General features: G+C 39.3%; 16 protein-coding genes. 10 read left to right on the top strand and 6 right to left on the bottom strand.

Going from position 1 to position 13,069, the window contains the following annotated elements:
* Positions 1-11 precede the first annotated feature (11 nt).
* The 3 genes from yaaA to FK004_RS16795 form a co-directional block, all read right to left on the bottom strand.
* Positions 12-770 (bottom strand): peroxide stress protein YaaA, encoded by a 759-nt coding sequence (gene yaaA / locus FK004_RS16785; RefSeq protein WP_108738299.1) that lies wholly within the window; start codon positions 768-770, stop codon positions 12-14.
* Between the two features lie 101 nt (positions 771-871).
* Positions 872-1,918, bottom strand: a complete 1,047-nt coding sequence (locus tag FK004_RS16790; protein WP_108738300.1) for an RluA family pseudouridine synthase — start codon at positions 1,916-1,918, stop codon at positions 872-874.
* A 2-nt stretch (positions 1,919-1,920) separates the two neighbouring features.
* Entirely contained in the window at positions 1,921-2,508 is a 588-nt protein-coding gene (locus FK004_RS16795; RefSeq protein ID WP_108738301.1) for a PASTA domain-containing protein, read from the bottom strand.
* Between the two features lie 273 nt (positions 2,509-2,781).
* Between FK004_RS16795 and FK004_RS16805 the strand changes: the two genes are divergently transcribed.
* Positions 2,782-3,765: a D-alanine--D-alanine ligase gene (locus FK004_RS16805; RefSeq protein WP_108738303.1), complete on the top strand. Its 984-nt coding sequence runs from the start codon at positions 2,782-2,784 to the stop codon at positions 3,763-3,765.
* 2 nt (positions 3,766-3,767) lie between these two features.
* Positions 3,768-4,223: a pantetheine-phosphate adenylyltransferase gene (gene coaD / locus FK004_RS16810; protein WP_108738304.1), complete on the top strand. Its 456-nt coding sequence runs from the start codon at positions 3,768-3,770 to the stop codon at positions 4,221-4,223.
* A gap of 66 nt (positions 4,224-4,289) precedes the next feature.
* Here coaD and FK004_RS16815 read toward each other — a convergent pair whose 3' ends face one another.
* Positions 4,290-5,633 carry a DEAD/DEAH box helicase gene (locus FK004_RS16815; protein WP_108738305.1) on the bottom strand — a complete coding sequence of 448 codons (1,344 nt, stop codon included), beginning with the start codon at positions 5,631-5,633 and terminating at the stop codon, positions 4,290-4,292.
* 86 nt (positions 5,634-5,719) lie between these two features.
* Entirely contained in the window at positions 5,720-6,343 is a 624-nt protein-coding gene (locus tag FK004_RS16820) for an NUDIX hydrolase (protein WP_108738306.1), read from the bottom strand.
* A 7-nt stretch (positions 6,344-6,350) separates the two neighbouring features.
* Here FK004_RS16820 and pyrE point away from each other — a divergent pair, with 7 nt between their 5' ends.
* Together pyrE and FK004_RS16830 are read left to right on the top strand one after the other, a co-directional pair.
* The gene (gene pyrE, locus FK004_RS16825) at positions 6,351-6,992 is read left to right on the top strand and encodes an orotate phosphoribosyltransferase (protein WP_108738307.1); all 642 of its coding nucleotides are present in this window, start codon (positions 6,351-6,353) and stop codon (positions 6,990-6,992) included.
* 50 nt (positions 6,993-7,042) lie between these two features.
* The gene (locus FK004_RS16830; RefSeq protein ID WP_108738308.1) at positions 7,043-7,435 is read left to right on the top strand and encodes an orotate phosphoribosyltransferase; all 393 of its coding nucleotides are present in this window, start codon (positions 7,043-7,045) and stop codon (positions 7,433-7,435) included.
* Positions 7,436-7,488: 53 nt separating this feature from the next.
* On the opposite strand, the gene FK004_RS16835 is transcribed toward FK004_RS16830, so the two are convergent.
* Positions 7,489-8,220 (bottom strand): biotin--[acetyl-CoA-carboxylase] ligase, encoded by a 732-nt coding sequence (locus FK004_RS16835; protein WP_108738309.1) that lies wholly within the window; start codon positions 8,218-8,220, stop codon positions 7,489-7,491.
* 93 nt (positions 8,221-8,313) lie between these two features.
* Here FK004_RS16835 and rsfS point away from each other — a divergent pair, with 93 nt between their 5' ends.
* From rsfS to FK004_RS16865, 6 genes are all read left to right on the top strand, one after another.
* Positions 8,314-8,685, top strand: a complete 372-nt coding sequence (gene rsfS / locus FK004_RS16840; RefSeq protein WP_108738310.1) for a ribosome silencing factor — start codon at positions 8,314-8,316, stop codon at positions 8,683-8,685.
* A gap of 13 nt (positions 8,686-8,698) precedes the next feature.
* On the top strand, positions 8,699-10,633 hold the full coding sequence (gene ftsH / locus FK004_RS16845; RefSeq protein ID WP_108738311.1) for an ATP-dependent zinc metalloprotease FtsH: 1,935 nt from the start codon (positions 8,699-8,701) through the stop codon (positions 10,631-10,633).
* Between the two features lie 111 nt (positions 10,634-10,744).
* The gene (locus tag FK004_RS16850; protein ID WP_108738312.1) at positions 10,745-11,347 is read left to right on the top strand and encodes a lactate utilization protein B/C; all 603 of its coding nucleotides are present in this window, start codon (positions 10,745-10,747) and stop codon (positions 11,345-11,347) included.
* Position 11,348: 1 nt separating this feature from the next.
* Positions 11,349-12,158: a phosphatidate cytidylyltransferase gene (locus FK004_RS16855; protein ID WP_108738313.1), complete on the top strand. Its 810-nt coding sequence runs from the start codon at positions 11,349-11,351 to the stop codon at positions 12,156-12,158.
* Positions 12,148-12,801 carry a phosphatidylserine decarboxylase family protein gene (locus FK004_RS16860; RefSeq protein ID WP_108738314.1) on the top strand — a complete coding sequence of 218 codons (654 nt, stop codon included), beginning with the start codon at positions 12,148-12,150 and terminating at the stop codon, positions 12,799-12,801. Before FK004_RS16855 ends, FK004_RS16860 begins: the two co-directional genes overlap by 11 nt.
* Positions 12,801-13,058, top strand: coding sequence for an acyl-CoA-binding protein (locus FK004_RS16865; protein WP_108738315.1), 258 nt, complete (start codon positions 12,801-12,803; stop codon positions 13,056-13,058). The genes FK004_RS16860 and FK004_RS16865 overlap by 1 nt, the downstream gene beginning before the upstream one ends.
* Positions 13,059-13,069 lie beyond the last annotated feature (11 nt).

Below are 13,069 nucleotides of genomic sequence, written 5' to 3' on the forward strand. Positions count from 1 at the left end.
TTATACCAGCCTTATCGGGTAAAAACCAATGCATTACCTTTAGACAACTGTTCATCGTACCGGTAGCCTTCACTATCAAATCCTTTTAGCCCTTCAATAGTGCGTACATTTTTGTCCAATATATACCGTACCATCAAGCCACGTGCACGTTTGGCAAAGAAGCTTATTATTTTTGCCTTACCGTCTTTATAGTCTTTAAACTCCGGAGTGATTACCGGAACTTTCAACCGCTTGGTATCTACCGCGTCAAAATATTCCTTACTGGCTAAATTTATAAAAATCTCTTTCTCAGTAAGTTCTTCATTGAGCTGATCCGTGATTTGGGTTTTCCAGAATTCATACAGGTTTTTAGATTCTCCTACAGGCAGTTTTGTCCCCATTTCCAAACGATAAGGCTGAATCAGGTCCAATGGCTTAAGCAGTCCATACAATCCTGACAAAATGCGCAGCGTATCCTGGAGCTTATCGATTTTAGCTGCCGGAATGGTATAAGCGTCCAATCCTCCATATACATCGCCATTAAAAGCAAATGCCGCAGGACGGGCATTTTCTTTCGTAAAAGGTGTACTCCAGGATTGGTTCCGTTCCCAATTGAGATTGGCCAGCTTATCTGAAATATGCATCAGGGCACTCAAATCGTTTGGTGATTTTTCTTTTAGCACCGCATTGATGATTTCCGATTCCGCCAAAAAATCCGGTTGGCTGTATTTACGGATCGGCAATTTAGTTTCGAAATCCAGAGATTTGGCAGGCGATATGACAATTTTCATGCGGGAGTAGATTTAATCCCAAAACTACAAAAATACACCGGAATAAAAAAGAGGGACTATCATGGATAGCCCCTCTTGTAGGTATAAATGCAGTAAAAAAATTAATCTTCCTCCTCTTCTACCGTATGTGATTTGGAGTACGTACGCCATTTTTCCAGTATATCTTTCATATCCTGAGGCAATTCGGTATCAAAACGCATCATTTCGCCGGTTACAGGATGTACAAAACCTAATGTTTTGGCATGCAGCGCCTGTCTTGGCAATATTTTGAAACAGTTATCAATAAACTGTTTGTATTTTGTAAACGTGGTTCCTTTCAGAATGATATCCCCGCCATAGCGCGCATCATTAAATAAGGTATGCCCGATGTGTTTCAGGTGTACCCGAATTTGATGTGTCCGTCCCGTTTCCAATTTGCAGGAAATCAACGTTACATATCCAAAACGCTCCAGTACTTTATAATGCGTTACTGCATGTTTCCCGATTTCTTCATCTGCAAAAACAGCCATTTGCATCCTGTCTTTTACGTGGCGTGCTATATTTCCGGTAATCGTCCCTTCCTCTTCAACGACATTCCCCCACACTAAGGCTACATATTCCCTTTCGGAAGTTTTAGCTTCAAATTGCTTCGCTAAATGCGTCATAGCCGCCTCTGTTTTGGCCACTACCAATAGCCCCGTGGTATCTTTATCGATACGGTGCACAAGTCCCGGGCGCTCACTGCTGTTCATCGGGAGGTTTTCAAAATGATAGGCCAGCGCATTGACCAGAGTACCGGTATAATTACCATGTCCCGGATGCACAACCAATCCTGCCGGTTTATTGACAATCAGCAAGGCATCATCTTCATACACTACATCCAAAGGAATGTTTTCCGGTTCTACATTGTTTTCAAACGGCGGATGTGAAAGCATCACCTTCACCACATCCCCAGCTTTGACTTTATAATTGGATTTTACAGTCACATCATTGACAAATATATTGCCTGATGTGGCTGCGTTTTGTATTTTATTTCGGGTTGCATTGGAAATGAGTCCCATTAAATATTTATCCACCCTTAGCGGTGACTGCCCTTTGGAGGCTTCAAATTTAAAATGTTCGAATAACTCATCTTCTAAATCGACATCTGTTGTTGGAAACTGATCCATAATTATTGTATCTCTGTACTATCTATTTGTTCATCAAAGCCTATTTTTCCATCACCCAAAACCAAATCGATTTTAGATTTCTTCAATACTGCATCCCCTTCTCTAAGGATTTTACCATTTTGGCTCACTTCCAGCACCATATCTTTTGCCAGGTTAGGACGGTAAGTAATCTTTCCTTCTTCCAGCCCTAAAGATAATAAGGAAGGCAGCACTTGCCTGTATGTTTTTTGTACGTAATCCGGAAGTTTGATTTTAGCATATCCCGAAGAATTGATCCGTACATATATTTTTCGGTTCTTTTTCACCTTTGTATTTGGAAGCGGATCCTGTTCTACGACAGAACCTACCGGAAAATCCTCTTTAAAGTCAATAGAATCGGTAATTTCATAATTAAGGTCCATACTTTTTAGTTTGTCCTCCATTTGAGCCACGCTCAGTTTTTTAAGGTTGGGAACAATAATTTCTTCCCCATGATTCGTACTGAAATTCAGCCATTGCAATAGTAAAAAAATAGAAACACCAAGAATCAGGAACGCTATGATTAGCTGCTTTATAAACACCCGGCTGGTAAGGAAATTTTTCAGACTCATAATATTTAATTTGCTGCAAAGATATAAAATACTAAACGTTTTTTGTTTCAATGAAATAATGATATTTTTGTTTTGCAAAAGGATGGGGATTGGAATTGAATTCCCACAGCAAAAAAGAAGCCTTTTGCCGGATGGAATAGCCCCGACAGCAGCGGTATCTTTTTTTTGGTTTTTTTCCGAAAAAAAATACAAGCGTATGGCGGGAACAGGGATCATACCTGCCTGGAGTTTTGCTACAGATAAAAAAAACAGCTTATTAAAACGATACGATCTATGAAAAATGTAGCCATTATTATGGGCGGATATTCCAGCGAGTTCCAAATTTCCCTTACAAGCGGAAATGTGGTTTACCAATCACTGGACAAATCAAAATACAGCCTTTACCGCGTCCATATCCTGGAAAAAGGATGGGAATTGGTCGATGCAGATGACGCACATTACCCGATTAACAAACATGATTTTTCTGCGGATGTGAAGGGCCAGAAAATCAATTTTGATGTAGTTTTCAATGCGATTCATGGTACTCCCGGTGAAGATGGCCTCTTACAAGCGTACTTCCAGCTTTTGGGTATTCCACAAACAGCCTGCGATTATTACCAGGCAGCACTAACCTTCAATAAACGGGATCTTTTGGCCGTACTGAGGCCTTATGGCATCAAAACGGCAGTTTCCTATTACCTTAATGAAGGTGATGCCATCGACCAGGATAAAATCATAGCTACCGTTGGCCTTCCCTGTTTTGTAAAACCCAATAAGGCAGGATCCAGTTTTGGGATTTCCAAAGTTAAAACCAAGGATGAGCTTTTATATGCTATTGCAAATGCCTACAAAGAAGACAACGAACTGATCATTGAAAGTTTCCTTGACGGTACCGAAGTATCTGTTGGCGTCATCAATTATAAAGGAGCAATTACCGTATTGCCGATTACTGAAATCGTTTCTGAAAATGACTTCTTCGATTACGAAGCGAAATACCTTGGAAAATCACAGGAGATTACGCCAGCGCGCATTTCTGATGCACTAACGGAAAAAGTAGGCGCCGTTGCAAAACGTGCGTATGAAGTCCTGAAAATGAAAGGATTCTCCAGAAGTGAATTCATTATCGTAGACGACGAACCCTACATGCTGGAAATGAATACCATTCCGGGAATGACCACAGAAAGTATTTTACCCCAACAGGCGAAAGCAGCCGGGATCAGCCTTGCTGATTTGTTTGGGAATGCATTGGAACTGGCTTTGGCCACAGACACAAAATAAGTATGAGAAAAGCCATATTCCCGGGTTCTTTTGACCCTATGACGCTTGGGCACTATGATATTATCAAAAGAGCCATTCCGCTTTTTGATGAGATTATTATAGCCATTGGCGTGAACGCTGAAAAAAAGTATATGTTTTCACTAGAAGAGCGCAAGCAATTCCTGGAAGCCGCTTTTGAAAATGACCCTTCAGTCTCCGTGATCACCTATACGGGTCTTACGGTAGATTTATGCAAAGTGCACAAAGCAAAATTCATCCTGAGAGGCTTACGCAATCCCGCTGACTTTGAATTTGAAAAAGCCATTGCACATACCAACCGAAAGCTTTCTAAAGTGGAAACGGTATTCCTGCTGACTGCAGCCAACACCTCCTATATCAGCTCGAGCATCGTACGTGACGTTATCCGGAATAATGGTGACTATACTGTTTTGGTACCCGATGCCGTACGCGTAAAATAAAAACACATTATACCACAAAAAAACCTGCAGCTTAAACTGCAGGTTTTTTTATCTCGAATTTTTCCTTTATTTTTCTTCTGTTTTAATCACTTTACGGGCCACTTCAATTTTATATTTGCGGCCTTTCATTTTTTCTTCCCGGATATTTTGCAGTAATTCTCTGACCTTACCATATTTTACCGCAGCAAAAGAGATAAAATCCTTCACTTCGATAAGCCCTAAATTCCCTTTTTCCAGTTTTCCTTTTTGCGAAAAGAAACCTACAATATCAATTTTATTCAGTTTGTTCTTTTTACCGCCACTGATATAAAGCGTTTGAAATTCCGGTGGTTTCGGAAGTTGTGACTGGGCCGGAAGTGTGAGTACAGGAAGCGATCCCGAAATATAATCAGGACGTTTCTCACTGTCATGAAACAGCAAATAGGCGGTTCCGGAAGCCAGCATACGGGCTGTTCTTCCATTCCGGTGGGTATATTCCTCTTCTTTGGCCGGCAGGTGGTAGTGGATCACATGTTTCATTTCCGGAATATCAAGCCCACGGGCGGCAAGATCGGTCGTAATAAGATAGGAAACACTTTTATTTCGAAACTGGATCAGGGCGCGTTCTCTTTCATCCTGGTTCATCCCACCATGATAGTAGGTCGAATAAATACCTTTTTCGTTTAAGGCATCACTAATACGCTCTGCAGCATCCCGGTGGTTGCAAAAAATCAATGCCGATTCCGATTTCAGGGAGCACAACAGTTGAAAAAGCGTATTAATCTTGTCTTTTTCTTTTGATATGACAATTTTCTCCGTCAGGTTTGTCGGTTCTTCTTCCACAATAAAATCCAAAACCGTAGGTGTTACCACACCCGTATATTTCGGGATTTCAATTTCTGAAGTAGCCGAAACCAAAACACGTTTACTCAGTTTTTTTAGATTTCCAATGATAAAAGACATTTCATCGTGAAAGCCCAGTTGCAGTGATTTGTCAAATTCATCCAGGATCAGCGTTTTAATACGGTCTGTTTTAAAATTTCCACGATCAATATGATCGGCAATCCTTCCCGGTGTACCAATTAATACTGCTGGTGGATTGCTCAGGTTTTTGATCTCCGTATCCAGCGAGTGCCCTCCATAACAAACATTGACCTTATAATCGGTTTTTAGCTTCTTCCAGACCTGTTCAATCTGTAATGCTAATTCCCTTGAAGGCACCAGAATAAGGCATTGTACCGAAGAAACCTCCGGGTCAAGCAACGTGAGTAAAGGCAACAGGAAAGCCAGTGTTTTACCGGATCCTGTAGGAGAAAGCAGTACCACATTAGTATCTTGTACAATTGCGGTTCCGGCAGTTTCCTGCATGGTATTTAGTGCCTGGATTCCTAAATTCTGGAGTATCGTAGTGTGAGAGTCATTCTTTTTCATGCTGCAAATTTAAACACATTCCCGGTATTTTACCCATAAAAACAAAAAAGCGACACATTATAATGCATCGCTTTTTATTTTTTATCCTATTTATCGGAAGCTGCCTGTTTCATTTCTTCCACATCCACATCAAATAACAGCTTTATATTCTCATATGAATTGGTTAGCGCTTCCCGGATTTGCTCCGGATTCAGCCAGGCTACTTTTTCGATTCCTTCTTCGATTTGCCCTTTGGGGGTTCCTTCAAAATCCGTTTCCATTTTAAACCAATGCGTGATTTTTAGCTTGTACTTTCCATTACGCCGGAATACATGATAGGTCTTTTGCAGTTTTTCGGTAATCCGCAACTGATTGACGCCCGTTTCTTCTTCCACTTCCCGCATGGCCGTATCGGTAATATCCTCGGCTTTTTCTGTTCCGCCTTTCGGCAAATCCCATTTTCCGTTCCTAAAAATAAAAAGCACCTCTCCTTTTTTATTGTATACCAAGCCGCCGCCAGCTTTATTTACAGGGATTTTAGCTTTTAATTTCTTCATGATTTCCTTTTCATCCGCGTCATATAAAAAAGCTTTCTGAATTTTATCCTGAAACATTTTTACAATAATTTGCTCTATATCAACACTTTCAAGTAAAAAAAACTGAAAATCGGTTTCTTTTATGATTTGATTTGTTAGAAAAAGAGGTTTGTCGTTCACAAAAACTTTATACATTTGTACTATGATTTTTAATAAAGATACAGCTCAGAAAACTGCTGAATTGCTTTTGCAAATAAATGCAATTAAATTGAATCCGAAAAATCCTTTTACATGGGCTTCGGGTTGGAAATCCCCTATTTATTGCGACAACCGCATAATCCTCTCATTCCCAGCCATACGGAATTACATTCGTGATGAATTTTCTAAAAACATAGAAAAACAATTCGGAAAACCGGATGTCATTGCTGGTGTTGCTACCGGTGCTATCGGAATCGGGATATTGGTTGCGGAATCATTAGGGCTTCCTTTTGTATATGTACGACCGGAACCTAAAAAACACGGCCGTCAAAACCAGGTGGAAGGTTTTTTGCAAAAAGGCCAAAATGTGGTAGTGGTTGAAGACTTAATCAGTACAGGAAATAGTAGCCTGCAAGCCGTTACCGCTTTACGCGAAGCCGGAGCAAACATCAAAGGGATGGCCGCTATTTTCACCTACGGATTTGACGTCGCTACAGAAAATTTCAAAAAAGCCAATCTTGACCTATACACCCTGAGCAATTATGATGCTTTATTGGAACAGGCAGTTACACAACGCTATATCCAGAAAGAAGAACAGGAAACACTCAGCGAATGGCGTGTGAACCCTTCTATTTGGGGCGTATAAATTTTAAAGACTAAAAAAAGCTGCTGCTATACACTAAAATACCATAAAAAATGAACTTAGAAAGCCCTAAAGTAACCGTTAAAAAACCGGCTCAGTATCTTTTTGATGCTTTGACAGACGTGAAGAATTTTGAAAAATTGATGCCGGATAATATCTCCAAATTCGAGGTAACCGGTGAAGACTCTTTTATCTTCGGATTAAAAGGCATGCCTGAGATCAAATTAAAAATGAAAGATAAAACGGCTCCTTCGAAAATTATCCTTGGTGCTGCCAGCGACAAGCTGCCTTTTACACTTACTGGAAACATTGATGCTATCAGCGAAAACTCCAGTGCTGTACAATTGCATTTTGACGGTGAATTCAACGCGATGATGGCGATGATGGTCAAAGGGCCTATTTCAAAATTTATTGAAACCCTGGTGAGCAATATGCACAAATTATAAGAGTTTACCTCCTATACTAAAAATGCCTTTACTGATCGTAAAGGCATTTTTTATTAGTACAACATCTGGATTTCTTTGATATCATAATAGCGGATAATTTCATTTTCATCGATTACCTCCAGTTTTCCTGTAGGTGAGACCTGTCGGATGATCCCCATGAACTGCTTCCCTGCCAAATCCTGAAAGGGCATTGGCACACCTTTTTTATATAATCTCGCATCGTATTTTTCTAAAAAAACAAGGGTATTCTTGTGTAGTATAGCAGCCATATTCTGTTTCAGGTTTTCTGCTATTTCATAAAAAACGGCCTGTTTGTCGAACTCCATGCCTTTAATCACGCTAAGCGATGCGGCTTTGGGGAGGTTTGAAAAATCTTTCTGATTCACATTGAGCCCAATTCCTACTACCGAAAAGATCTCACCATTATTCTTTATGGTGTTCTCTATCAATATGCCACCAACCTTTTTATTGCCTGCCATAATGTCGTTAGGCCATTTGATCGATAAATCAGGAATTTGAAAAGTTTCCAATGCTTCTACGATGCTTACAGCAACTACCCGGTTCAGATTGAATATCTCTCCGATATCCAGCAAAAAATCCCGAACCAAAACACTAAACGTCAGATTCTTACCAGGCTCTACATTCCACACAGCCCCCATCTGCCCTTTGCCCTGTGTCTGGTTTTCGGCTGTTACTATCGTAAAGTTTTCCACATACTGTCTCGACATTAACTTTTTAAGGTAGTCATTTGTAGAACTAATGGCATCGAGTTTGATAATATTCATTGTATAATAAAAAAGTATTTAATTTAATCTTATGTTAAGGTTCAAAATTAAAAACAAAAAATGATAACTTTGCGAAAACATACAAAATTTTAAATGGCGAAAAAAAATATAAACAATGATGATTTATTGGCTAACATCATTAAAGGAATTGAAGAAGTAAAAGGTAATGATATTGACATTCTGGATTTAAGAGAAATCGAAAACACCGTGTGCGATTATTTTGTAATCTGCAACGGTAACTCCAATACACAGGTTAACGCAATCGTTAATTCTATCCAAAAAGTAGTTTCCAAAAGTTTAAAAGACAAGCCCTGGCATGTGGAAGGAACCGACAACTCGGAATGGGTCCTTATGGACTATGTAAACATCGTTGTGCATGTTTTCCAGAAGCATATCCGGGAGTATTATGACATTGAAAGCCTTTGGGGTGATGCTAAAATCACAACAATAGAAAACAAATACTAAACATACAAAATTCATGGCTAAAGATAAAGATCCGAAACCTTCAAGAATTAAAATAAGCCCTTGGTGGATTTATGGCGGAATTTTAGGAATATTCTTAATTGCAAGCTATTTTAATAATTCCAACTGGCAGGAACCTATTCAGACTAACATTTCCCAATTCCAAAAATACCTGGACAACGGAGATGTTAACAAGGTGATCATCGTTAACAAAACACAGGCGGACGTTTATTTAAAGCCCAGTGCTTTAGAAAAACCCGAATTCAGTAAAATCCCTAAAAAGAATTTATTAAACAAAGAAAACACAGGCCCTCACTTTAGTTTTTCAATTGGTAATGATCAGATTTTTGAAAACAAACTGATTGAAGCGACAAAAGAAGGCAAACTATCGTCCTACGAAATACAGTCGAATCCGAACTACTTCATGGATATCCTTGGGTTCATTTTACCCATTATTGTCCTGGTAGTAATCTGGATCTTCCTGATGCGTAAAATGTCAGGTGGTGCTGCCGGTGGTGGTGGCGGCCAGATTTTCAATATTGGTAAATCGAAAGCAAAATTATTTGACGAAAAGACCGATATCAAAACAACGTTTAAGGATGTTGCAGGATTAGAAGGTGCGAAAGAGGAAATACAGGAAATCGTTGAATTCCTTAAAAATCCACAAAAATACACCAACCTTGGAGGTAAAATCCCAAAAGGCGCGCTATTGGTAGGTCCTCCGGGAACCGGAAAAACCTTGTTAGCCAAAGCAGTAGCAGGCGAAGCACAAGTTCCTTTCTTTTCGCTTTCAGGTTCTGATTTCGTTGAAATGTTTGTAGGTGTTGGTGCTTCAAGAGTACGTGACCTTTTCAAGCAAGCTAAGGAGAAATCCCCGGCAATCATCTTCATTGATGAGATTGATGCAGTAGGACGTGCCCGTGGAAAAAACAACATGTCAGGTTCTAATGATGAGCGTGAAAACACACTGAATCAGTTGTTGACAGAAATGGATGGTTTTGGCACGAATACAAGCGTAATTGTATTAGCCGCTACCAACCGTGCAGATGTATTAGATAAAGCATTAATGCGTGCTGGTCGTTTTGACAGGCAAATCTTTGTAGACCTTCCGGATATCCGTGAGCGTCAGGAAATTTTTGAAGTACATTTAGCCCCGTTGAAAAAAGCAGAAGGACTGGATACCAGTTTTCTTGCAAAGCAAACTCCTGGTTTTTCCGGAGCTGATATTGCCAATGTCTGTAATGAAGCAGCACTTATCGCAGCCCGTTATGACAAACAGGCGGTAGACAAACAGGATTTCCTGGATGCGGTAGACCGTATTGTAGGAGGTTTGGAAAAGAAAAACAAAATCATCTCTCCAGAAGAGAAAAGAGCTATTGCGATTCACGAAGCAGGCCACGCTACAGTAAGCTGGATGCTGGAACATGCCGCACCGCTTATCAAGGTTACTATTGTTCCCCGTGGACAAAGCCTTGGAGCTGCCTGGTATCTTCCGGAAGAAAGACAAATTGTACGTCCGGATCAGATGCTGGATGAAATGTGCGCTACTATGGGTGGTCGTGCTGCTGAAAAAGTAGCCTTTAACCGAATTTCTACAGGAGCACTGAGTGATTTGGAAAAAGTAACCAAACAGGCACGTGCGATGGTAACTATTTATGGACTGAATGAAAAATTAGGTAACATTACTTATTATGATTCTTCAGGACAAAATGAATACGGTTTTACAAAACCTTACTCAGAAGAGACTGCAAAAATAATTGACCAGGAGATTTCTATTCTAATTGAAGCGCAATACCACAGAGCTATCGCAATTCTTGAAGAAAACAAAGATAAACTGTACCAATTAGCCGATATTCTGATTGACAAAGAAGTAATTTTTAAAGACGATTTGGAGAATATCTTTGGAAAAAGACCGTTTGACAAAAATCTGCAGGAAGAAACTACATTATAATAGCCATTTTTATGGTTTTTTCGGAAAAATCTTAATTCGATAGCACTATTGAATTAAGATTTTTTTATCTTTGATTCTTAGTTAATGCAAATACTAAGGATTTTATAACATATGAGTCTTTTTAAAAAACTTTTTGGCGCTTCAGGAGAATCATCCAATGATGACAAGGATAATGACTACAATCCTTTTCAAGCAGATTCTTCTATTCCAATCGATGAGCGCTTTACCTCAAACTTCAAAAAAAACGGCGGCAAATTTTTGTACTGTGAAAACATTAATGAAGTACGGGATCAGTTTGAAAATATTTTAGAAGAGAATGACTGGTTTGAATCTGAAGTATTGTGTTTTGATTCGAAGCTTTACAGCTTCCTTGATGAAAACAAATTAACGTATAACGCACCAGCACAACCCAAATTTTTCTTTGCTACCTGCGAAAACCTGATTGCCGAAGAAGGATCTGTACTTTTCTCTTCCAAGCAAATCAAGCAGAACAAACCCAATGAATTGCCGGTAAATATTATTATTTTTGCAACAACCAGCCAGATCATTGAAGGGACCAGTGATGGTTTACGGGAAATTAAGAAAAAATACGAAAAAGACTACCCTACCAATATCACCACAATAAAATATTTTGAAAAGGCAAAAGAAGAGGATTTTTTGCATTACGGAAGTTCCGCAAAAAACCTGTATTTATTGCTATTAGAAGATCTATAAGATGCGTGAAACTCTCATAAGGACATTATCGGGTCTTATTTATATCCTTTTATTACTTACCGCGATATTGATTACCGAAAACGGAATAAGCTTTATTATTCTTTTTGGTATCTTCATGCTCATTGCTGTAATTGAGTTTTGTAATCTCACCCACCTAAGTAAAACACTACCGATCGCCATTGCTTTGGTATTTTATACGCTGTTTTCATTTTATACTTCTTTTGATGCCACCACTACATTGCTCATTGTAGCCGCATCCCTTTTTGTATCCGTAAAACTTTTGTACTTTCTTTTTGATAACCGGCCGCAAAAAACCGACCAGCTGTCAAAATTTGTCAATCTCATCGGCTATATCGTTTTACCCATAACATTAATCACCAAACTTCCATTCATCAATAGTGTTTATACTCCGGGTATCATCATTGGAATTTTCATACTGATGTGGACTAACGATACTTTTGCTTATATCGTTGGAAAATCGATCGGAAAAAGAAAGCTATTTGAGCGCATTTCCCCTAAAAAGACCACGGAAGGTTTCTTTGGTGGCATTATATTTACTTTATTATTTAGTTTTATAATTGCGCATTACCTGAACCAGCCCAACTATATTTGGATGGCTACTGCGCTTATCATTAGTATTTTCGGTACTTTTGGGGATCTAATTGAATCTAAATTCAAACGCATTGCTGGCGTAAAAGACAGCGGAAAAATTATGCCGGGCCATGGAGGTATCCTGGATCGCCTGGATAGTATTATATTTGTATCACCTATTTTGTTTTTGTTTTACCAAATCATAAATTATGTTTCATAAAGAAGGCTTTAAAATAATTTTAATTGCATTAGTAATTACCGTAGGCACCTTGCTGCTTGCCGATTCATTAATCGAAACACTCTGGATTCAGAAAACAGTACAGGTCGCTATTTTAGTTTTCCTGCTGTTGATCCTACAGTTTTTCAGAAACCCTAAAAGACCGGTCAACAGTGATGACTTTAAACTCATTGCTCCTGTAGACGGCAAAGTAGTTGTAATCGAAGAAGTTTTTGAATCCGAATACTTTAAAGACCGACGCCTGCAGGTATCCATCTTCATGTCTCCTATCAATGTACACGTTACACGTTACGCCTTAAGCGGACTTATCAAATTCAGTAAATACCATCCTGGTAAATATTTAGTGGCGTGGCATCCCAAAGCAAGCGAGGAAAATGAGCGCACGACTATCGTAATCGAAAATCCAGTTTTTGGTGAAGTCCTCTACCGACAAATTGCCGGAGCTCTTGCCCGTAGAATCGTAAACTATGCAAAAGAAGGCATGCAGGTCGTTCAGGGTGAAGATGCGGGTTTCATAAAGTTTGGGTCAAGAGTAGATTTATTCTTACCTTTAGGAACTGAGTTGAATGTAAAGCTTAATGAAAAAGCAATTGGCGGTAAAACAATCATTGCTGTACGATCTTAATGACAGAGAAGGATTTAGATACACGGTTCCAGGAAGCTTATGAAAAAGCCTCCAATATGACTGAGCTGCTTCCTCAGGATGTAATGCTTCGCATTTATGCTTATTACAAACAGGCAACTTATGGCAGGGCGGGTTTCTCACAAGGAACAAACCATGATATTCGTGATGCTTTTAAAATGAATGCATGGATGCAGGTCAGCCACCTAAGCTCGGAAGAAGCCAAACAATTATACATTGAAATCATTAATTCATTATAAATTAAATACAA

Origin of the sequence: Flavobacterium kingsejongi (genome assembly GCF_003076475.1) — a bacterium.
Lineage (GTDB): Bacteria > Bacteroidota > Bacteroidia > Flavobacteriales > Flavobacteriaceae > Flavobacterium > Flavobacterium kingsejongi.

Excerpts from the sequence above, each read along its gene's own strand:
- yaaA (WP_108738299.1), bottom strand. The coding sequence starts at position 770 with ATGAAAATTGTCATATCGCCTGCCAAATCTCTGGATTTCGAAACTAAA.
- FK004_RS16790 (WP_108738300.1), bottom strand. The coding sequence starts at position 1,918 with ATGGATCAGTTTCCAACAACAGATGTCGATTTAGAAGATGAGTTATTC.
- FK004_RS16795 (WP_108738301.1), bottom strand. The coding sequence starts at position 2,508 with ATGAGTCTGAAAAATTTCCTTACCAGCCGGGTGTTTATAAAGCAGCTA.
- FK004_RS16805 (WP_108738303.1), top strand. The coding sequence starts at position 2,782 with ATGAAAAATGTAGCCATTATTATGGGCGGATATTCCAGCGAGTTCCAA.
- coaD (WP_108738304.1), top strand. The coding sequence starts at position 3,768 with ATGAGAAAAGCCATATTCCCGGGTTCTTTTGACCCTATGACGCTTGGG.
- FK004_RS16815 (WP_108738305.1), bottom strand. The coding sequence starts at position 5,633 with ATGAAAAAGAATGACTCTCACACTACGATACTCCAGAATTTAGGAATC.
- FK004_RS16820 (WP_108738306.1), bottom strand. The coding sequence starts at position 6,343 with ATGTATAAAGTTTTTGTGAACGACAAACCTCTTTTTCTAACAAATCAA.
- pyrE (WP_108738307.1), top strand. The coding sequence starts at position 6,351 with ATGATTTTTAATAAAGATACAGCTCAGAAAACTGCTGAATTGCTTTTG.
- FK004_RS16830 (WP_108738308.1), top strand. The coding sequence starts at position 7,043 with ATGAACTTAGAAAGCCCTAAAGTAACCGTTAAAAAACCGGCTCAGTAT.
- FK004_RS16835 (WP_108738309.1), bottom strand. The coding sequence starts at position 8,220 with ATGAATATTATCAAACTCGATGCCATTAGTTCTACAAATGACTACCTT.
- rsfS (WP_108738310.1), top strand. The coding sequence starts at position 8,314 with ATGGCGAAAAAAAATATAAACAATGATGATTTATTGGCTAACATCATT.
- ftsH (WP_108738311.1), top strand. The coding sequence starts at position 8,699 with ATGGCTAAAGATAAAGATCCGAAACCTTCAAGAATTAAAATAAGCCCT.
- FK004_RS16850 (WP_108738312.1), top strand. The coding sequence starts at position 10,745 with ATGAGTCTTTTTAAAAAACTTTTTGGCGCTTCAGGAGAATCATCCAAT.
- FK004_RS16855 (WP_108738313.1), top strand. The coding sequence starts at position 11,349 with ATGCGTGAAACTCTCATAAGGACATTATCGGGTCTTATTTATATCCTT.
- FK004_RS16860 (WP_108738314.1), top strand. The coding sequence starts at position 12,148 with ATGTTTCATAAAGAAGGCTTTAAAATAATTTTAATTGCATTAGTAATT.
- FK004_RS16865 (WP_108738315.1), top strand. The coding sequence starts at position 12,801 with ATGACAGAGAAGGATTTAGATACACGGTTCCAGGAAGCTTATGAAAAA.